Raw genomic sequence first — 22136 nt, 5'->3', positions numbered from 1 at the left:
CTACATCAATCCTTTCTAATTATCTACTCCATCATATTGATATAGTCCATATGGAATAATAAAATTATTTATAAGATTTTGTGCATACGTAGGACTTGTAGCATAGCCTGCATTTTTAAGCGCATATGCTTGTCCAGTATAATCTTTAGCTTTAAACATTCCATGGTCGGCATATCTTGTATTATCAACCTTTAAAAACTTACCATGATCCTCTATACTGTCCTTCCAGGAATCATAAGCTCTGAATTTTGCAATAACATAATAATAGCCTCTTCTTTTGCTATACTCCCTTGTAAGCATCTCTACACAAGGTCCCTTCCAGCTATTTGAAACCTTTATACCAAATAGGTTATTAGCCTTTCTTGTAAGTCCTGAGCTTCCCCAGCCAGACTCCAAAATAGACTGAGCTATAGTTATTGATGGAAACACCTGATATTTTCTATATGTATCTATCGCACTTGGAGCCACTTTTTCAATAAATTCTTTACTACTTCCATTAAATTTCTCTCCTTTACCTGCAAAAGTTCCTCCGCCCGTGTACGTCATAACATCTACATCGGTAAATGTCCAGTCCATATCATCACTAGCATTATCATATCCCTCACCTACTCCAGTGATAAAGGCTACAGCTTCATTTAAATCTTCTTTTGGATTATCGGCTTTAAGCACATTTCTAAGCGGATCGTACATCTTACCTACCTGTTTAAATTTTTTTATTACAGGCTTGGTCTCTTCTATTACTTCATTTTTCTTGTTTTTGTATTTTGTAGTCTTTGTTTTATAGGATATTTGAAATTCTCCTTGATAAGTCTTTGCATAAGTAAGAAAATAATGATTAGAATTACTTTCTTTTATTTCAACTTTATTTGCGGATTTTATCGTATAGGTTTTATTCTCATCTATTATATAAATTTTTGAACCGACATCATAATTATCAGCATCGAATTTATCTGGCTCTTCATCATATATCTTTATTGCTTTAAGTTCCTTAGGCCTTCTTGAAGTACTATCAAATTTCTTTTTAGTGCTTGAGTTATCAGCTTTAACTGTGTATGTTTTATTTTCATTAAAAATGTATATTTTATCGTTTATCTTATATTGAGATGGTTTGAACCTTTTGGAGCATTTCTCCATCACATATAAATTTGCAGGTAATTCATCTGGCAGACCTTTCTTTTCTTCGAATTCTCGTACGGTTTTTTTATAATGCCTGCTGCTGCTAATATTACTTTGCATATATACAAATTTGGGTTTTAACTTTTGTAGTACTTTGTCTATTCTATCATTAACATTTCTAATCTTTTCTTTCTCTGTCTTAGCCCTTTTATCGTTGTTGCCTATAGCCATGTCCTCATATTTTAAATAAGATGATATAATTCCTGGTTTCATTGCAAACTTCTTATCTGTTCCGTAGTAGTCCTTCATTTTTCCAATAGTGAATCCAGCTTCATCAAAAGTATTTTGATTATTGCTATTATTTACTTTATCTTTTATATCTTGAAGTATCCTTGCATTTCCTTTCTTACTTATTGTCTCGTCAACTTTTTCTTGGGACATAAATCCCTGGACTGCTGCCAGCACAATAACAACTATAAGGATTATAGCTAAAACAGGACCCCAATAAGGTATTGTCTTTATTAATATCTTCCGTGCATATCCTTTAGCTTTTCCCTTTAAATAATTTTTACCATACTCTTTCATTCCCATATTCAAAGCTCCTTTCAAAAAAGGGAAAAGGAAATGCTGCAATCTTCTGTGACTGCAACATTTCCTTTCCCCTAACTCTTAGTATTTTTAAAGTTATTTTATTGAATTATAAAAGCTCTATAGTTACTCAAAACAGTATGTTTGTTATCATATACCATAACATCTCCCGGTTCATATTCTGAACTCTTAGGGCTTCCTTCTGTCTGCCACTGATTGGGTGAATAATAAAACTGCTGATCAGAACTTAACGTTTCTATTCCATTTTTATAGGCTACAATATCAAAATTTATAATTATATTTTTATCTCGAAGCAAATTTTCGGTTCTTGGTTTCTGTCCCTGCTTTACGAACACAGATGTAGCCGGCAAGAAATATTTACCATACCACCACTGGATTTTGCCATCAGAATATTGTATAGTACCCTTCCAATCATTCCATTCTCTGCCTTTAGCAATCCTTACACCTTTAGTCAGTGTCAGCTGCGGCAAGCAGCCTATAAGAACATTGCCATATCTAGCTGTATTAAGTCCCAATGTTTGCGTATCCTGTTTACTGCCAAGCTTGGTGAGCTGATTGTTATTTAAATTATAATATACATCAACTGGTACTCTGGTTTTTCCATCCCAGTAATAGAATGAAGGTTGTATCTCTATTCTATCTTGATCTCTATAAAGAAACTCTGTAGTCATATCAAAATAAAAAGAGTACCCAAGTTTTGGTGCAGCACTTTTTATGGACGGATGACTGTTATTATCTATAGGAAGTTCATTTGCCTTATACGTTTTTCCTGTAGGTTCAGTATAATTGCTATCCTTCCAAAATACGCTGTCCCAAAGCGGATCTCTTATATCAGTTATTTCAAAATTTCTCATTTTTATTGGATCTTCGTAAGGACCAAAGGTTGCATCTGTTTCATTTCCGGCGGTGTCTACCTCTTTAACATGAAGATATAGATGATCTCCTACAGGTTTTTCTATTTCCGAATTATGTATCTCACCATCTGTTCCTGTTGTATCACCGTTGTCATCTCTTTTTATTTCTCCATATCTATCAGTTACAGTATATGAACTAGTATAAATTGTTTCGTAGTTTTCACTTTCTACAGCAATATTTGGGACAAATCCTTCGCTTCCATCCGCATTATCTCCATCATTGTTATTACTATCGCCTTCATAAGACCAATAATATCCAACACTAGCTACACCAGATAAATTATCTGAAAATGTTAAAGTGCCATAATATGCAAAATCACTACCTTTCTTACTTTCTTTCCTTACAGCTCCATTATTTTCAGAGAAAATTCCAGGACCGACTGAAAAATCTACATCTGGTTGAGTTCTATCAATAAGATACGTCTCCTTCTTTTCAGAATTTTCATTCGTAGCATTATCTGTTGCATTTACATCAAAGTGGTACATACCATCTTGATTCAGAGATATATTTTGGTTGAAATCATCATATACATTTTCATAATTTACATTATCATCATCGTCATAAGTATCACCACTACCAGAATAATCACTTTCATCATCTGAAGTGCCAGTATCTCCTTGATCTCCATCGTCAATTGTTCCTTCATCACCATCATTTTCATCTCCATCATTTTCAGGTGCGTTAAAAATCTTGTTTCCATAATGACTTTTATCTTCCACTGTTAATTTTGACTTATCATCATCTATTCCTGAAAGTTCATCACTAACTGTTACGTTAATATCATATGGATCTTGATTAATCCATTTTTTTTCTGGTAAAGGTGTTATATTGATTTTAGGCTTTGTCCAATCTAAAGCATATTCACCACCATCGCCTGCGGGTGCTTTCGGTTTCGTTTTTTGAAGTGAGTCATGCTTATCACTTGTCGTTGGCCATGATACTATAGGTTCTCCGTACACACCTTTACCTTGTAAACTTTGTTCGTCACCTTCGTGATCCAAATAAATATATCCTTCAGTATCATCAATTGTCTTATTCAAATCACCTGTTTTACCATTGCCTGTAACAATTATTTTTTCTATTGGCCATGAAAGATAAACATCTTGATTATATGTGGAAGTAGTTACCTTACCTTTTTTATCTTTTTCCTCATGCGTGAACTTAACACTTTCTTTTGTTATAATAGGATTATTTCCTTTATAGGACACTTTTACTTTATACTTTCCTTTACCTTCAATTATCTTTCCTTTATTAGTCCAATCAGTACTATCTGGAATAAATATAATAGCACCTGGAGGTTTTGTCGGTTTTGATTTATAGAAAAACACAACATGAAATGTCTTATGGGTTTTATCCACTTTTATAGTTCTTTCCTTTCCATCATCACCCTTCACCATACTTGTAAAGTGCTTTCCATCATATCTAAGAGCACTTTCAACAAATGTGTATCTACTAATTTTTTTATATGGCACATCTTTTACAGATACACTTTTATCTTTCACTGTAACAGTTTTATAACTCTTACATGGCCATATATTTTGATGTGTAGTGTCATCCTTGTAATATATTTTAACAGTTCTTTTAACTGGTATATCTGAAGAAGAAATAGTGAGCTGTATATTGAAATATGTCTTTAATGCAGTGATACTCTGAGCTGGCCATCCTGTATACCCACATATACCCTTCATTCTATTGGGTCCAGTATGCTTGTCCTCATCTCTTACATATTCCCATGTCGACTTAGCTTTATCTACTTTCTTCGTTTGATAAAAAGTATTCCCATTATAAGTTAAAAATACTTTTCCATGAACATCTCCATCATCATCCATACGTCCTAAAATATGATCTACACCATCTCTTTCTTCATTTATTGTCATAATTGCGTTTAAATTAAATCCGGTAGTGCCCTTTGATGGAATACTTTCAAATGTAGATTTATCTGAAGGTTCATTAAAATGGCTTTTTAAGTAACTTATTAAATTTTTTTTACCTGAATTTAAACTTAACCCCCATAACATATATATTTTACTACCCACTGTTTTAGATTTTATTTGTTTTAAATAATTACTTCCAAGTTTAAACCTGCAATAATATGCTTTTGTCTTACTATCACTTATCTTTCTATATACCACCACTTGAAATCCTAAAGTACGATAAAATGTATGTGAGCCAGAATGAGCCTTTCCACCAAAATTAGCATATATTATTTGTCCAGAATTACTGTCATATGCTATATGATTATTATGCTTATAATAAAAATCCTTAGGATCAATATCTATAGCTTGTACTTTCTTAACTTTTATCATTGGAATCAAAAATAAAAAAACCAGGAGAACACACAGCATTCTCCTGATTACATCTATATCTATTATTTTTTTCATTGCTTTTTCACATCCTAAATATATTAATAAGGCTGAAAGTCTATTCCCAAATAATATATAGTATATTGCCTATTTCTTTTATTCCATTTAGCAATTAACTTACTATAGTTGTTAAATACTATACCATGCATTATACACTTGGATCTCAACCTATTAACACTAGTTGTTTTAGTACTAAATTTTACAATAACAGTACCCCAACTTCCTATATGATATGGCATAACAGGATTTGTTTCGTTATTACTAGTTACAAACCAAGGTTCTGACCACTTCATACCATATAGTTTCTTCTTCATCGTTTTTACAGATATCTTGCCCTTTGACCACTTTGTAGCCAGGCTGTCAAAATATCTTTTCTTTTTGCCTTTATAAACCCAATCATCCTTTGTCTGCTTTTCTAATTTAGCTGACATAGTCTTGTCTACACCACTTTTCTTAGGTACAGCGCTAACATTTGTTACTGGCACAACAACTAACAGCATAATTGCTATAATCATTGTTATTATTTTTTTACTTTGTTTTTTCATAGATATTTCTCCTTCCAATTTTTAATTTATAATTTCTACGCTCTGTAATACATGTTGTCAAAATAATGACTTTACTAGATAATTATATATAATTTTCCAATATGAGTCAAAACAAAAAACTACCAGCTTTCAGTTATACACTGACAAATGGTAGTTTAGACATAGACATTATTTAAATCACTATTTTAGAAATGCCGGTTTACACCATCATATCTATTTTTATTTGCTATCAATACATTTCTTTATTTCGATGATTTTTTTCAAATCAAGTCCTGTAGCTTTAGCAATGTTTTCGGTTTCCATCCCCATATCTAACAGGTTTTTAGCTATCTCTACTGCTTTTCTTTCCAGAGCCCTTTTTTCAACCAGTGGATCGTACAGGGTTTTTACCATCTTTCTCACCTCATTCCTTACATTTTCATCATTTAAATATTTTCTATTTAAATACTCCATTAAATTTTCAACAGATGAAAGCAACTTGTCAAAATCACTATCATATAATTTATTAGTATCTACAAGCCTTCCTGCTTCCTTTGCTACTACAAAAGCTGTTTTCTTAGCTTCATTAAGCAGCTCTCTAAGCTGTTCCTTCTTGTCTGCACTGTTACCGCTTTTTATAATCTCAAGCTTCTTTCTATATTTAAGTATTTGCAGCGGCAATAACACATACAATTTGTTTTCAATCAGCTTTCTAGCATCATATTCCCAATTCTTAATCACCGGGACATTATAGTCAGCCTCTGTACCATCTGGAAATACTACAAGTAGATTCAACTCATCTTCTATGCTATTATTTTCTTCTATATATATTACCAACTGCTTAGGAAAATATAACTCTTCCGTATTTTTTTGATGCTCAGCCTCTTTTTTTGCTTTGTGAAATCCATACTCAAACATTCTTATAGCCATATCTGCATCTTTCTTTGTTTGAAACTCTACATGATATACAACTTGTTTTTTTCCAAGTACCTTTATTATCATGTCCGCTCTTATCATATCAAATCCACAGGTAGGAAATTCGTTATTTTCAAATACAAGTTCCGTATCGTATGTGTACTCTTCATTGAAAGCATTATTTATAAAATCAAGCATCACTTTGTTTGAAGACGTAAATAAGGATTTTAATATTTCATCCAATTTAATGTGTTCATTTCTCCATTTATTGTCCATTGTTTATTCTCCTTATTTCAATTAAATTATATCATATTTAACTAGTCCATTTAACATTCTCACTATATTTTATAGGACTGATATTTTATGATAAATACATTTACTATTTCGAAGTAAAAGGGCTATGTACCCTTATTGAATACATAGCCTCTATGTTTTAGCCTTGAATATTATTTTCTATGTTGCCAGTTTTCTCTTTTTCTTCCGCTATAATATCAGCGATCTGTTCAGCACTCATACCATATTTCAGAAGTTTTTCGTGTACACTATCCAATACCATTTTCTTTCCTTGCACTATTCCTTCCTCTATGCCCTGCTGCTTTACCAAAGGATCGTACAGTTTCCTTTCCATATTTCTAACTTCTTCCATAATATCATTATCGCCTATTTTTTTGCTAAGATACGTCAGTAAATTCTCCATAGCTAAAAGTACCCTCTCAAAATCATCATAATATATAGTGTATGAATCCACTAATTTTCTAGATTCCTGCATTATTTCAAAAGCTGCATCCTTAGCGTCATTCAATAGTTTGTTTAACTTCTTTTTCTTGCTAATCACTTCTTCACTATATATTTCTTTGGGATGTACACTTTTGTTTTGGTATTTAGATAGACTCTTAAGTATTTCCTCCAATTTTAAATAGGTTTCTAATTCTTTTTGACTCATGTTTCTTACTCCTTTATTATAAATATTTCACCAACTGCACTACTTTTTTACCTCCTTTCTAAATTTCAGAATAAAAAAACTACCATTTAGTTGACCAATGATAGTTTTGATATTTTTATAATTTTTGATTTAATTTTTAATGTCGGCAAAACTGCCAATTCAAAATGTTTCTTCATATGAAGCGTAGTTGATGATTACATTATTTATATAAGAACTTTTTGCATAAGAAACAAGCTTAAAAATAATTTTATTTGTCTTATATAGATTATCATCTTTTATCTATAATATTGAGGGTCTGGAGAATATCCATTCTCAGCCGCTTCATATTCGTTAAAAAAATTAGTAAGCCCATTTCCAGCCTTATGCTCCGAATAATACTTATTACCGGCTCTTTCATATCCATAAAGCTGTTTTCGCTCAACAATTTTGGCACTACCAAAACCATAGGAGTCATAGCTATCCATAGCTCTGAAGATTCTTCCTTGAAAAAAAGCTACAAATGCTACTGTATCTACCGATCTGCTGTCCCAATAAGGCACTTCAAACTTGAGTTTCCAACCATTTCTCTTTGCAGTTCTATTGCAATAATAAGTGTAATATTCTAAATCCTTTTGCAGCAGCTGATTTATAACCTGGTTCTTAACTTTGCCGAAATTAATATCACTAAAGTATTTAGGATAAGTATCCGCAAAGTTTCTTCTATCACCTTGCAGCTTTTCATTGCGTCTATAGTCCTCTATATACACATAATCATCTAATGTGTAAGATATTTTTATATCTAATTTATCATCAAATATTGAATATTTCTTTTTATTTGACCAAACATTGATTACATTATATTTATTTTCTTTCTTTGTCTCCTGCCAGCTATGAATATAATATCCATCATAGCCTACTGCGACAATTATTGGAATTTGTGAGCGTAAAGCCTGCTGCTGTGCATAGTCTTTTTCAATATCAAGATTTATATATAAACTTCTATAAAATCTATTTAGTCCTTCCTTTAAATTCAAATCCACCCTTTTAAAATTCTCTTTTTTCCCCTCTGCTCCAAGCTCTGTAGAATATCCATCATTAAAAACTAAAAGCGCTTTTGCTGCATCTTCACAGGAGCTGCTTATAGCTTCATGGTATTCATTTTTCGCATTTTCAGCCTTAACCATTATGTTTTGATTCAGTTTACTAGGCAGTAAAAGTAATAAAGCAAACATCACAGAAAACACTAAACTAAACACCTTCATTCTCTACCATTCCTCCATATTTAAAAGAAAGGTACTTATTATATCCACCATTTAATGAATATAAGCTGCTCTGGAGCATCCTGCTTGGTTCTTCCTGTAGCTCAGTTATTTTCACTGAAAAATCGTCACCGTATCTCATCATATACTTTTGGTTCCTAAATATGATGCCAAATATCTCCTTGCTGCTATGCTCTATATATTTGTTCTGAACATTATCGCTGCCTTTTGGATATATAAGTTTGCTTGTGTGAACAAGTTTGATTCTATATATTCTTTTAGTTGCATTAAGCTGATTTAAAAGTTTATAATAACTTTCCTCATCTACATATCCATCTTTTCTAACTTGATTTTGGAAATTATTAGCTGCGACTTTAACATAATTGTTTATATAGATATCTTCTTCATTAAAGGAGCTATAGATTGGTCCTGATATGAAACAGAACAGAAGCAGCAGAGTCAAAATTATTGCCATCAGACCATCTTCCATGTATGCATCTTCCTTTCATAATAAACTATCTTTTGAAAAACCAATGATCACCTATTCTTACATTAAACTTTGCATTTTTTGCAAAACCAGGATCACACAGTTTTAAATTTGCGTAGTAGTAGGCCTCTGGAACTACATTTATACCTTTTAAAACCTCCCTTGCTGCACTAAAATCCTCTGCCGAAGGTACTTCGTTAAATTGACAGGTATCAACTCCATCAAACTGTCCTGGTGCATATATTGTTTGGCTAATTGTCTTACCGTTAAACCTGCATCTATTCATAACAACACTTGCTACAGCAATTTTGCCTATATAGGATTGATTCTCTGCTTCGCTTTTTATGAGTTTTGCCATCAGTAATAGATCTGATTTACTATAACTAGATTGAATATTAGAAGGATAGCTATGAATATAATTTTTATCATTGTAGGGATTACTTCTGCTTTTAGCCAACCCAGAAATAAAGTCTTTACTTTCTGATTTCTTATAAGTATTATTTTGGAAATCATTTAGTACTATATACTCACACTTACCTTCGTCTATTTTAGGTTTATGAAGCAGCACGTTAAATTCTTTATTTTTGCTTTGGTTATTCAAGCCAGTCTTCTTACCATTGCAAATAAAAAGAGCTGAACAGCCAATAACTGCAACAGCTAAGAACATAAATATTTTTTTCATTATACACCTCATTAAAAGGAGCACTGAGGCTCCTTATTCTGCTCACTCTACTTAGATAATAAATTGTTAATTGTAAAGTTCTGTCACCTATTGCTGTACAAAAGTTATCAAATTCACAGTACCATTACTCGTCTTTCCTAGTGTTGCCTTAAATGATGCTGTGGGTTCAATGTAATTTGAATCTGAAATATCACTTATATTATAAGCTGATGACGTATATACCTTCCCGGCAGGGTTAGAATTAGTTTTAACTAAAACCTTTAAATCATCTGATGCTTTAGTATTAATAGCTGTAATAACCAAATCACCAGTAACTATCTGATTATCATAACTGCTGAAACTGCTAGAATTAATACTTTGAATCATTGTATCCTGGGTTGATAAGGCTGTCTTCTGAAGCGGCTTGTTTTTATTGAAAATCGTGATTGCAAAGGTTATGACCACCAATGCTAAAATAGTTCCAAATGCTATATACATTCCTTTATTACTTGTTTCATCCATAATTATACATCTCCTTTTAATTAAGACTGACTATTTATCAGTTCATTAGCAATATCGTCATTAAACTTGTCATAAGAATTATTGGTAACAATCATCATAGGTGCAATAACATAAAGAAACACTACTAAGAAATACGGGATTAATGACAGCATTCTTCCCCTGCTCACCCTCTTAGCTACCACCTTTTTATTCTCTTCCTCACGTTCCTTAGCATATTCATTTCTATAGGAACTCAAATTTGAAAAAGCCTGAGCTACCTTAATGTCCTCTACCTTCATCAAATTTTTGATGAGGTTCTTGAAGGGTTTGTAGTCTACCTTTTCCATAAGTTCAGTTAGTGCTTCCTCCTCATTAGTACGCGGCCTATAACCAGTAATTACATTTCCTAATGCTTCATCTGTTCCTTTCTGCAGATTGAAAATAGCATCATCTATAGGATTCTTAAATATATGGGCAAATCTACTCATATGTATTAATATCTTATCTATAGTACTATCTTCAAAGTTCATAAGTACCATAATAATCGTCTCGAAGGTCATAAGCTCAGACTGCATATTATAGCTATTCGATTTTACCTTTAACTTCAGGTACCATATAGGTATCCAGGAGCTTACTACCGCAATTAAAAAACAAGCTAAAATCTCGTACCATTTAATGTACTCATTGTTTAGCTTGTCTATTTTAGTATTAATGTTTGCTGACAGCTTGTTTATTTCAACCTTATCCTGTAATCCATCAGCAATAAGACTCTGCTTTATGGCATTAATCCTTGCATATCGAACATTCTTCAGCTTAAGACTTGTATCTTTTATTAATTTACCTGCATCTAACTGCTGACCGTTTACGGTTATGACATCATTGCCAAATATTGTAGGGTAATCTGTAACATCATTTTGATAATTTATTCTGTGTATCGTAAATGCTACTGTCAACATAAAGAAAAATACCAATATTGAAATAATAATTCTGTGTAAAAATACCCATTCGAATTTGGTATGAGTTTGAGACTTATTTATAAGCTTTCTATAATAGTAAAATCTTTTCGTGCCTTTCTTTGGTTTTACCCTATCAATAATCAATCTGATAAACTTTACTTTTAAAAGCCTATCTTCCCAATAATATTTCTTTTCTCTTATTTCTCTATAATCTACTCTTCTATAATTCCTTATCATATAGAAAAATACCAGAGTTACCATAGTTAGAAAAAGCTTTATAATAAATCCCCAGCTGCTGCAATAAAAAGATTTTAAAAATGGTGCAAACTTGTTCACCCAGCTGTCAAATGGTGTAAAGCCTAAAAGTGGAACTATACAAAATAATGCTGCTCCTCCAAGCCAGTATTTAAGTTGTCTTCTTTTAAAAAGCTCCATCTTTATAAGTCTGTTAAAATGTTTAATATTTGCTGTAAATGATGATTCATCTTCGTTTATCGCAGTATCACCGAACTCTTTTGTAAGACTGCAGTTGAGTGCTGTAAGCCTGAGATAATCATTACTGCATTCATTAAAATAGTTATCCAGATCCTCCAAACTATCTAAAGCAGGCTTCATATTCTCAATATGATTAATAAGCAGCATACTGCTATTTTCATACTGTGCTTGTTCCACAGATTTATCTATATCCCTTTGAAGCTGATAGTCATGTATCAAATCTTCATTAAATTCATTTAATCCATTTAACAGCTTGGTATCATCTCCAATCAGATGCTCTAGTACGATTATCTTGACATAATAACAAAATATGGATAGAGTAAATATCTCAAATTTGTCCTCATAGAAATAAAATATAACGAATGCAAAACATAATACTGCCGCAAACCACGATGCAGCATAGTATAATAACGCTTTATACCTAAGCATTCTTTCATCCCATAGGTTGTTATCGTAAAGCCTCTTCTTTATTTCAATAATTTCCTTGTTGATTATCGGCAGCTTAATAATATATTTGTACAACCCGTTAAACAGGTTGACAGCTCTTTCAGATTTCTTTTTTTTCTTTTTGATGTAAAAGTAAATAAAAAAAGAAATGGCTGAAACCCACGCCATTACAAGAAGTATATAGACATTATTCATTTAGTTCACCTCAGTTTCCATAAGGTTTTCCATTGTGATTATAAACGCTTTAAATTTACTTTTATCCTGTAAAAGCAAATTATTCATTATAGCTTTCTTCTTTTTATCGCTGAGTTTATTAACAACAATATATCTTCCGCTATCCATATCGTACCTGATAATGTCGACAGCTTTGTATCTCTTTCTAGTTTTACTGTTAGCAATATATATTTCTTTTATCATTTCGAACATAATTTTATTTTGCTGCTGAACATCTCCGCTTTGCTCTACATTTATTAATTCTTCATACATGTCCCTCCCATCATCTTCAATAATAAATTCTGTTATCCTTTCAATGTACCTCTTACCGTCAGGAGTTTTTTTGAGATGAACATCAAATCCTAATGTTTTAAGCACCTCGGCTTCAGCGATATCTTCATTAGTAAACGCTCCAGTATTTACCGCTCCATTTCGTAATGATGATACTAAACTATCAATATTATTAGCATGATGAGTGTATAGAATAGTTTCAGAAGCAACTTCAGAAACCTTCACTATATATTTTATATGTTCATCCTCTGCAGCTTCAGTGATTATCGTAACTTGTCCGTTTGATTTCTTTAATGCATCAATACCTTTTTCCCCTTTGATGTAAGCAGTCTTCCTTATCGTCATTATATTCCTATTTGGCATCTTAAGCCTTAAAAAAGCTTCGAAATAATCCTCCCACACCCTTAGAGTAACATTAGAATACATCCTTCTTATTATTGCAATGAGAAGCGTAGTTTTTCCAGTACCCTGCTGTCCTGTAATCACCACCTTCTGCTTGCCCCTGCCAAGATAGTGAAGAAATTCTTTTACTATATCATAATTTTCACCCTTAAACAGCGTATCAAGCTCCGGGTCTCTGTCAAACTTTCTAATAAATGCACACCATCCCTCAACAAAAGGTGGTCTGAATACTGCCACTCTTGACAGGTCTGCCATATAGTTAAAGCCATAACCATCAGACCTTGTTAAACTGGGTGCATCGTGATACCTATAGATCAGTCTGCAAACTCTTTCCAATTCATGCTGAGAACCGAAACTAAGAAACTTAAGATGTATTTCTTTACCATTATAATATAGCCATATACTTTCATAGGATTTATTATAATCATTTAATGTATCTATATTCTGTCTTATCTCCATATCTGAAAGTTTTCCAATGAAATCTGCCGGTACCCCTGATACTCCTAAGCTTAACCCATCCGAAAACATGTCCCTTAATTCGTCTATCACTCCAAGTCCTTTAGTTTCTTGATATATCTTTTGAACTAATATATTTAGCTTATCTTCAAAAGTTAACAACGGCTTTTCTATATGAAATATCTTTTCTATATCTTCAGATAGAATAGTACATGCCATATCTCCATTAATCTCTCTAAATTCATCTAGTCGATATTCCTGTAATAATTTTGTGAGTGCCTCATATCTATATTTTTTCTTATATTTAAAAAGTATTATGTAAAATTTATCCTCTACATTCTCCGGAGAATTGAAATTCAATACTAAATCTATATTATTCTCGTTTATACCATAGTTTATTGTTATAAGATCAGTAATATATCTCTTCATGTACTCCTTAGCCGCTATATCTCCTTTTCCGCAATTTTGTGCAACTTTTAGCAGAGTCCTTCGTTTATGTTCCATTTTTTTAAATTCTCTTAAATCAGAAATATCACTCTCATATCTTCTTAATCTTTCTAGGGAATCCTCTGTATATTTTTTAACTTCTTCAAAGGAAAATTTTCTTTCTAAGCTGTCTTTTCCCTCTTTCCATTTAAAAACATTTTTTATACTAAGCATTTTCAATCCCCCCAAAAGCTTTTTTAAGTTTTAAAAATATGCGCTGGCAGTCTGAAGTGTATATTTCATTTATATCATTATTCATACTAATTAACCTATCTACAATCTCGGATACTTGAAGGAATAGTATTTCGTCTTTCTCACTTTTCGCAGCCTTGCTAATATTAATAAAATAATTTTTAACTTTATGCTCATTTATTGCATCAAAAAGGCCAGTGTTATATGGTATTGAGTAAATAGCATCAGCGTATTGCAAAGAATGCTTAATATATTCTTTCGAAAATTTACTATCAATATCATATCTGCCAATTACAAGAACTAGCTCTTTATTTTCAATTAATTTGCATTTATTTTTTATGAAGTCTGCAAATATCCTTTCATTCTGTGGTAATGTAATTACTACAATATCTGAATTATCAAAAACATTTTCTGTTATTTTACTTTGTAAACTTGAATTTATATCTACAAATACAGTATCATAATACTTTTTTGCGTTTTTAAGTATTTTAGCTGCACTTTTTTTAAAACAATCATTGAATAAACTACCGCTTATTTTATTAGAACCTACAACTAAATCCAATCTATTCTTAATAATTTCGTTAGAATAACACTCAAATTCACTTTTGCCGATTTCTGGGTCAACAATTGATAATCTGTCTAAAGAATCTATACCATATTCCAGACTGCTTAGTTTTTCAAGCCGTTTTTCTTCAAAAAAAGCAGTTTCTAACCCATATTCAGCAGACTGCATATCTAATAATAGGCATCTCCTACCTCCAGATAAACTATACAGTAAAGAAGTCGCAATGCAACTTACAGTAGAACCTGTTCCACTAAATGGGCTCCAAAATGCTACCTGCATAAAACCACCCTTTCCTATTTATTTTCATCTGCAAAATGAGGTTTGATTTTTACATTATACTTTTTACTGTTTCTCTGACGTAAAGCCTGCCCAGCTTTTTTCACTAGCTTTGGATCTGCATTTATAAGTTTTTCTACATCTTTGTCCAGAGGATATGTAATCTTAGCTGCTCTTTGATTCTCAGCATCTGTATACCTTACTGTAAGGATCGTTCCCCCTGTAAGACTCGCCTTAACTGTTGCATTGTCCTTATACTGCCGCTGCTTAGCAGTCATACTAGTATACAGAGTTTGTCCAGCAACATTATTTACCTTTATCTTGGACACCACTGTAAAATTAGTTCCATCTTTTTTTCTATATATAATATCTACATACTGTCCTTTTCTCAAATCTTTATTAAGAACTATATCACTATAATCCACATCTCTCAGATCCTCAGTAACATATTCATTCATGTTTACAAACATATTTGAATTTATTGGTGTATTTTTGCTTAGGTTTATTCTTGGTACCTTACCTTGTATTTCAGATAAATCTTTTATAGCATCCATTGGAACTGTAAGAATATTTGTATATTGATTTTTGAAGAAGGCTGCATCTATCTCTTGTCCTTTATTCACATCCTTTTTTAATACATATATATTCTGGCCCTTGCCGTATACATTATTTAAAGTCATCCTCTTAGTGTCTTCTTTCACACTTGGAATAATAATAAACTGGTAGACCAATATTACAATAAGTATCACCAATAAGCCTATCCATACTCCTATCCAAAACTTTCTTATTAGTTTATCCTCTTTTGTTCTATACTTTTTCCCAAACATATACTTCCGCCCTTCCTTTTAATACTCCTAATTCCATTTAAAATTGGTGTCTGCACTTATATATGGATTAGTACTTGCTAAGATCTCCTTAGAACCATTAATGTTATTGATTCTTGCGTTTCTAATGAAGCCTTTTTTATTCCTATCTGTATTCTCATTTCCAAACAAAATTTTCGTTGCCTCCTTTTCATTTATTGGCCTGCCATTTATTTTATATAAACTGCTGTTCTTATTCTGGCTATCCTGTACCATTCTGTTCACAGTGCTGGTTATTGCATGAGCTGCAGCATTTTTTCTTACCTGTGTATTTTTTATCCGATTAACATGTTCTGTACCGTTAAGAAATCCACTGCTGTTCATTCCCATATCGCAATTTCTCTGACCATTTTTTCCAACCTCATTATCATAGTTATCATGCAACATATGATAGTACTGTCTATGTAAAGAAAGTTGTTCTAATGGAGACTGAGCATGAGCAATGTGATATTGTTTTCCGATGTCCTCACCATTATGTGTATCTTTGAAACTAATTGTATCTTGTGAATTCGTATCCGATGGTTCTATTTTTTCTTCATTATCAATTCCAGTTGATGGATTCACCCTTTTATTGCTTGTACCTGCTGCAATATTACTTTCACAATTTCTTGACTCTTTATAACCAGCATCCGTAGAACTACTAGGGTTCTGTTTCTCTTTGTGGTTCACTTTTCTCGGATCAATATTAATATTATTATGTCTTTCCATGCCCTTACCCTTCATCGCCGAATAATTTGTATTTCCTTTTGCATCTGATGTTGTTCCTGAACCTGAATAACTACCTCCAGATGTTCTCCTTACAGAGCTAACTACAGCCTTCGTTTTCTTTTTGGCAGCCATTAAAGCTCCTCCAACCACTCCCGACGCTCCTTTACTCATGTCTTCTTCATTTACTCCTGATAACCTACAAAAAAGTCCTTGAAGAGAATTTCTTAATACCTCAGATATTTTCATCATTGAAAACATCCACATCATCGTAAAGAACCATCCAGTTGCTCCAGTTGCATTAATCATCACGCACATAACTGTATAAGTTATCCCATAAAAAAAAGCCATGGCAGAATTAGTGATTATTTCACCAAACCATATGCTTGCTGCATTTACATTACGATTTATTCCCCAAAGACATGCTGCTAACGGCGTAAATACATACATTACACTAAGCATAATCTTTCTGGCAAGAAATACTATATTTATTTTCACGTCAAGATAACAGAAAATCACTTTTACAATAGCCGTAGAAAAAACATTACCTGTTTTTATCTTCTGTATAGAAGTTGCATCTATAGATAAGCTACTATTTGAAACACTTGTGGGAATTATAATGTTCTGGTATATTGCACTTGACATAAGGTTAAAAAAGCACACTATTCCCCTGAAAAATACAGGTGCTGCAGCAATAACAAACAGGCTAAAAAACCATCTTCCAATATCATCTTTTAACCCAATTCTCTTTGTAACCGAATTAGAATTTTTTATAGCTGAAAATCCTGTCTTAGCTACCATTATCAAAATAAACGGAGATGTAATACCAATAAACATTAAATATAAATAATCTAACGAATTCCATTCCTTAGATGAAAATGGCTCAGTTCCTGTTACAGCGCCATCATTGAATATCAATTTATCAATAGCTTTAAAACCCATAAGCTTTTGAATTCCATCTTTTTCACCATCACCTAATATTGTATCAATAACAGCATTTAACGGTACACTTAACGCTCGAGACATAAAATTACTATCATCAGACATTTCTGTATTTTTTTTCGAATCTGCTGTTTCAACAGATTTACTAAAGGAATCTAACATATGATTTTCTGTTCCTATTAAGAAGCCCGCAATTAAAAGAGCTGCTCCTATTATAAAAGCTCCTAAAGCAATATGCAAAATAGCTGCCATAGAATCTGCTCTCTCCTCAGGTCTATTATGTAAAAGCACCATTCTGAGTCCAACCAAAGCAACTGCAGCAAAAACAGCTACTCCGCCAAAAGCCTTTAAGTACCCATCTATATATCCTATAGATAAATTCAGTGCACTGCCATCCGAGCCTCCTCCATTACTAGCAGGCAGCTGTATTGCAAATACTGTGCTAGTTTTGAAAATCGTAAAAACTATAAAAACAACAAGAATGCGAAAAATGCATCTGATTTTATTGCTCATTCTAATCCACTTCTCTTTCCTGCAAACTAAGTTCGTATATACTCCCATTCAAACTCAAATGGTATAACCTGCATTATCACCGTATTTTGCTCCGTAAGTAAAAGAGCCTGTCCACTAGTAAATGTGGACAGAAACTCCTTGCATCTGCTGGATAATTTAAAAAAATCAGACACTTCTCTAGCGACACTAGCATCCTGTTTCATAATGATCTTTGTTGCACACTGATGAATAACTGCTTTACCGGCTTCACTTGATAGGAATTCATTTATCATCTGACTCGATATTACGAGAGATATTCTATACTTTCTTCCTCTCCTGGCAATTTCCTCGAGAAAAGCTGCCGAGTGCTCATATTTCGCAAATAGCCACCCTTCATCTACTACCACCCTCTTGCATATATTTTTATATTTCCAATTAGAGAATTTTGACCATATCCATGAGAGTATATTGACAGTAGCAAAAAATTTAGTAAATTCATCAGATATATGTTTAAGTGAGATGCCAACCACTCTTCTGCTCAAATCTATAGAACTTTCACAATCAAAAAATGACATAGAACCATCATTAGTTATGATCTTCATCATCTCAGATAATTCACTTACTTGGTCAGATTTCTCAAGTTCTGATCTCATCTCGCCAAGCGTTGGCATATGCTTTTTTATCTTTCCTGTATAGAACTTTCCATCTATATCGCTACTGCTTTCCTCATATAAAGACTCAGGCTCTCTAGTTATACCACGTTTTGAATATAGGCTTTTAACCACCTCTTCCACCGTTGTAATCTCCTGTCCCTTTAATCCATATCCTCTGAATTTCTCCATAAACATCGACAACAGCTCTCTTATTTCTGAGAGTTTTCCATAGATATCTATAGTTTGACCGCCTTTTCCGTCATCTTCAGCCTCCAGATCAAATGGGTTTATTCCAGACTTTTCACCAGGTTTTATAACTAAATACTGTCCTCCAAGCTTATCTACCACCTTCTTGTATTCCTCTTCAGGATCAAGAATTATATCCCACTCCCCTTTAGCAGCTCCTCTAAAAGTTATAAGTTTTTCAAGAACAGATTTTCCTGCACCAGCCATACCAACAATCATCATGTGAGGATTTGTGACAGTGGGCGCACCTATAAAATTGTCATAAAATATGGATGAGTTTGTAAACATGTTCTCACCAAGATATATACCAGATTTATGAGTAAGTTCAGTATTTCCAGTAGGAATAAGACAGGATAATGCACCAGTAGTTATATTTCTCAAATTTCTACTATATTTTATATTCATAAACGGCAATGCAGATGTAAAGCCATCAGCTTGATTTAATATCAATACCCTAGGATACATTGACTTTCTGGCACATACATCTTTCATTAAGTCACATCTATCATTTAATTCCTGTTCATTTTTTCCCCATACTGTAATCAATGTTTGAATATAAAACATTTTCTCTTTATTAGTTTGGATAGCTTCCCTCAAGGCATCAAGATCCTCTGCAGCAAGTTTCTCTGCATAATCTATAATTTCACCTCTTCTCGTTTTTATCTCAAGATTTGATTCTATCTTGGAATATTTATCTGTAAGTCTGCTTATAACCTCTCCATCCGGTATGTTCTCAATATAACTGCTGACGTCTATATTCCCTAAGTCGAACAATTCATTTAGGATTCCTACATACATATTTCTGGGTAATGTTTGAAGTGCAAATATTCTGCATAACTTTTGAGGTCCAAGATATATAAAATCCTTTTTTTCTATCAGACCATCCGGGAGTACAAGGTCAATAGTGTCGACAATACCATTTTTAAATATATTACTATTGGCTTTTCTTTCCTGCGATGTATCATCATTAGCATGGTTCCACATTTACAATTCCTCCTATTCCTTGTGAATACAACTCTAACACTCCTCCATAGTTACCATTAATAAGTTCGTCAATCCTTATATTGCTCCCTTTATTAAGCGTATCATGCAGAAGCTGCAATATTTTCGTGCTGTCCAATACTTGAACATGCATATTACACCTTTTAAGTCCTGAAGCCGCTGTTTGCATCCTGTTTTTAAGCTCATTTAAAGCTCTTTTTTCATCATTAATACCATTTACAGGTATAATACAATAACTTCTTCTAACATAACTCTCCTCTCTTTCCATATCATGAAGCTTTTCTTTCAGCTTTTGTGCATATTCCTTCAGCTGTATAGATATAGCCGCATCTTCTCCCTTTATAACATTATCTAAAACAACTGCAGGCTCCTTGGTTTCAACCTTCATCGTTGTTGAAAAAAACTGTACTGGAAAGTTTAAGGAAAGAGAAAACTGCATCAAAGAATTCTCAAACCCCTCCTGCTCCTCATCTGTAAGCAATTCAAAATCAGGAGACGATATAGATAATACTGCTCTATAACCTCCCCCTACAGTTTTTATAATCCCATTATAAATATCTCTTATTTGAAATAAGGCTTTTACTCTGCTTTCTTTTCTATTTCTCTCCTTACCGCTATAAGTAGTTTTTTGTTTTTGTGAGTTCTTCCTTGGATGCAGATATAAATATACTGCTATTCCTGTACCTACAGATAGTAATAAACATATTACGAGAAATATTTCTGCAATTAACACACCCTCACCCTCTTACATTAAATGTATGTATGTGCTTTGAAAGCATACTTAATTCTGCTCACTACATATACATCTGAATTCTCACCTTTTATTTTTACAAATGCCATAACTATCGAATTTATCAATAATGCTAGATCTAATACAAGTCTCCATGCAATATTAATGGCGCTTATAGCTAGTTTACTTTCTGTTCTTATAATATAATTTTTATTAACTATAAACATAGCTATAAGTGAGATGACAGGTATAATTAACCATAAAAACTGTCGCAGCGATATATATCCTCCAATAACTTTATCTTCAGATTCCATATCAAACGGAACTACAAAATATCTCATTTTTCTTCAGCTCCTCATTAGCGTAATAGATAATTACATAAGAAAAAGAAAGACTACACTAGTCTCTACTGCAGCTTTCCTCGTTCTTTATAAATTTAACATTTTATAATTGACAATTATGTTTACTGTCCAAGTCCCCAGAAAAAGCCTGCTACCATCATACATCCTCCTAACATAAATGCCCCAATACCTATATACAAAAGTCCACTCATTGCGCTTATCCTCTTGTCAGGATTATTATGTGCAAAAATAAGTTTAAAACCAATCATTGCTACTCCTGCAAACACACAAACGCCTCCAAAGGAAAGCAATATTGGTTTCATTGAATTAATAGCCTTTGTTGCAACTTGGTTTGCACTTTGCGTTGTTACTACAGTTGATCCACTACCCGTATCTTTATCATTTTTGTCCTTATCACCTGCAAATGCATTCACGGAAAAAATCATAATAAAAATAGTAGTAATAAAAAGAATTCTAATAAATGTACTATTCATTTTTAATTTCTGTAACATTTCTATTCCTCCCAAAATAAATATTCTATTTTCTACCTGCTGGTAACTTCCATGTTCTGTTTTATTTTGTCTATGGCTTTTTTCTTTATCTGCCTCACCCGTTCCCCTGAAATAGAATTTTTTCTGCCTATCTCTAATAGTGTTAGCGGCTTACATCCTATCCCAAAATAATTTTTTATTACTTCCAGTTCAACTTTCGTTAGCTTTTTTTCTATATATTTATAAAGCTCAGTATAATAAATTTTATTTTCAACTTGTTCATATCCATCTTCTAAATATGAAGTTACTACGCCGTTAATATCACTATCATCCACTGAAAACAAGCTATTTAAATTGTCTTTCTCAGCTTGAGATAATTTAACCTTCGTACGATTAGACACTTTAATGCTCCAGAAATTAGTGTTGATATAATATAAAATAGCTTGCCTGATCCACCATATGGCATAAGTAATAAATTTAATATTTTTATTTAAATCGTATTTATCTACAGCCTTTATTAATCCTATAATTCCTTCACTTACTAGATCTTCATAACTTACAACAGAATTAGTATAAGTAATTTTATAAACTTCAATTTTTATGTATTTGATATTATTAAG

At 32.6% G+C, this 22136-nt stretch carries 19 protein-coding genes; all 19 read right to left on the bottom strand.

The window, feature by feature from the left end; translation table 11 throughout:
- Positions 1 to 15: 15 nt before the first annotated feature.
- On the bottom strand, positions 16 to 1707 hold the full coding sequence (locus CLORY_RS15610) for a glycoside hydrolase family 73 protein (RefSeq protein ID WP_079426113.1): 1692 nt from the start codon (positions 1705 to 1707) through the stop codon (positions 16 to 18).
- A 98-nt stretch (positions 1708 to 1805) separates the two neighbouring features.
- Positions 1806 to 5021 carry a hypothetical protein gene (locus CLORY_RS15605; RefSeq protein ID WP_079426110.1) on the bottom strand — a complete coding sequence of 1072 codons (3216 nt, stop codon included), beginning with the start codon at positions 5019 to 5021 and terminating at the stop codon, positions 1806 to 1808.
- Between the two features lie 23 nt (positions 5022 to 5044).
- Positions 5045 to 5548 (bottom strand): hypothetical protein, encoded by a 504-nt coding sequence (locus tag CLORY_RS15600; protein WP_079426107.1) that lies wholly within the window; start codon positions 5546 to 5548, stop codon positions 5045 to 5047.
- A gap of 219 nt (positions 5549 to 5767) precedes the next feature.
- Positions 5768 to 6718: an RpnC/YadD family protein gene (locus CLORY_RS15595; RefSeq protein WP_079426103.1), complete on the bottom strand. Its 951-nt coding sequence runs from the start codon at positions 6716 to 6718 to the stop codon at positions 5768 to 5770.
- Between the two features lie 157 nt (positions 6719 to 6875).
- Positions 6876 to 7385, bottom strand: coding sequence for a hypothetical protein (locus CLORY_RS15590; protein ID WP_079426100.1), 510 nt, complete (start codon positions 7383 to 7385; stop codon positions 6876 to 6878).
- A 275-nt stretch (positions 7386 to 7660) separates the two neighbouring features.
- Positions 7661 to 8626 carry a hypothetical protein gene (locus CLORY_RS15585; protein WP_079426097.1) on the bottom strand — a complete coding sequence of 322 codons (966 nt, stop codon included), beginning with the start codon at positions 8624 to 8626 and terminating at the stop codon, positions 7661 to 7663.
- Positions 8613 to 9113: a hypothetical protein gene (locus tag CLORY_RS15580; protein ID WP_079426094.1), complete on the bottom strand. Its 501-nt coding sequence runs from the start codon at positions 9111 to 9113 to the stop codon at positions 8613 to 8615. Before CLORY_RS15580 ends, CLORY_RS15585 begins: the two co-directional genes overlap by 14 nt.
- Positions 9114 to 9138: 25 nt before the next feature.
- Positions 9139 to 9792 carry a cell wall hydrolase gene (locus CLORY_RS15575; protein ID WP_169911647.1) on the bottom strand — a complete coding sequence of 218 codons (654 nt, stop codon included), beginning with the start codon at positions 9790 to 9792 and terminating at the stop codon, positions 9139 to 9141.
- Positions 9793 to 9879: 87 nt separating this feature from the next.
- A complete protein-coding gene (locus tag CLORY_RS15570) occupies positions 9880 to 10293 on the bottom strand; it encodes a hypothetical protein (RefSeq protein WP_079426088.1) in 414 nt (137 codons plus the stop codon).
- Between the two features lie 20 nt (positions 10294 to 10313).
- A complete protein-coding gene (locus CLORY_RS15565; RefSeq protein ID WP_079426085.1) occupies positions 10314 to 12365 on the bottom strand; it encodes a hypothetical protein in 2052 nt (683 codons plus the stop codon).
- A complete protein-coding gene (locus tag CLORY_RS15560; protein WP_079426082.1) occupies positions 12366 to 14192 on the bottom strand; it encodes an ATPase, T2SS/T4P/T4SS family in 1827 nt (608 codons plus the stop codon). It abuts the gene before it with no gap.
- The gene (locus tag CLORY_RS15555) at positions 14185 to 15054 is read right to left on the bottom strand and encodes a hypothetical protein (protein WP_079426079.1); all 870 of its coding nucleotides are present in this window, start codon (positions 15052 to 15054) and stop codon (positions 14185 to 14187) included. The genes CLORY_RS15560 and CLORY_RS15555 overlap by 8 nt, the downstream gene beginning before the upstream one ends.
- Before the next feature lie 14 nt (positions 15055 to 15068).
- Positions 15069 to 15878, bottom strand: coding sequence for an SAF domain-containing protein (locus tag CLORY_RS15550; protein ID WP_079426076.1), 810 nt, complete (start codon positions 15876 to 15878; stop codon positions 15069 to 15071).
- Positions 15879 to 15905: 27 nt separating this feature from the next.
- Positions 15906 to 18074: a hypothetical protein gene (locus tag CLORY_RS15545; protein ID WP_079426073.1), complete on the bottom strand. Its 2169-nt coding sequence runs from the start codon at positions 18072 to 18074 to the stop codon at positions 15906 to 15908.
- 26 nt (positions 18075 to 18100) lie between these two features.
- A complete protein-coding gene (locus tag CLORY_RS15540; RefSeq protein ID WP_079426070.1) occupies positions 18101 to 19936 on the bottom strand; it encodes a VirB4 family type IV secretion system protein in 1836 nt (611 codons plus the stop codon).
- Positions 19920 to 20687, bottom strand: a complete 768-nt coding sequence (locus tag CLORY_RS15535) for a hypothetical protein (protein ID WP_079426068.1) — start codon at positions 20685 to 20687, stop codon at positions 19920 to 19922. Before CLORY_RS15535 ends, CLORY_RS15540 begins: the two co-directional genes overlap by 17 nt.
- Before the next feature lie 17 nt (positions 20688 to 20704).
- Positions 20705 to 21025, bottom strand: coding sequence for a PrgI family mobile element protein (locus tag CLORY_RS15530; RefSeq protein WP_079426065.1), 321 nt, complete (start codon positions 21023 to 21025; stop codon positions 20705 to 20707).
- A 122-nt stretch (positions 21026 to 21147) separates the two neighbouring features.
- On the bottom strand, positions 21148 to 21537 hold the full coding sequence (locus CLORY_RS15525) for a hypothetical protein (protein ID WP_079426062.1): 390 nt from the start codon (positions 21535 to 21537) through the stop codon (positions 21148 to 21150).
- A 32-nt stretch (positions 21538 to 21569) separates the two neighbouring features.
- Positions 21570 to 22136: sigma-70 family RNA polymerase sigma factor (locus CLORY_RS15520; RefSeq protein WP_079426059.1), on the bottom strand; the 567-nt coding region annotated here is incomplete at its 5' end.

The sequence above is a fragment of the Clostridium oryzae genome, assembly GCF_002029235.1.
Taxonomy (GTDB): Bacteria; Bacillota; Clostridia; order Clostridiales; family Clostridiaceae; genus Clostridium_AE; species Clostridium_AE oryzae.
The sequence above is the reverse complement of the archived record's forward strand: the minus strand, read 5'-3'. Positions and strand labels throughout refer to the sequence as shown.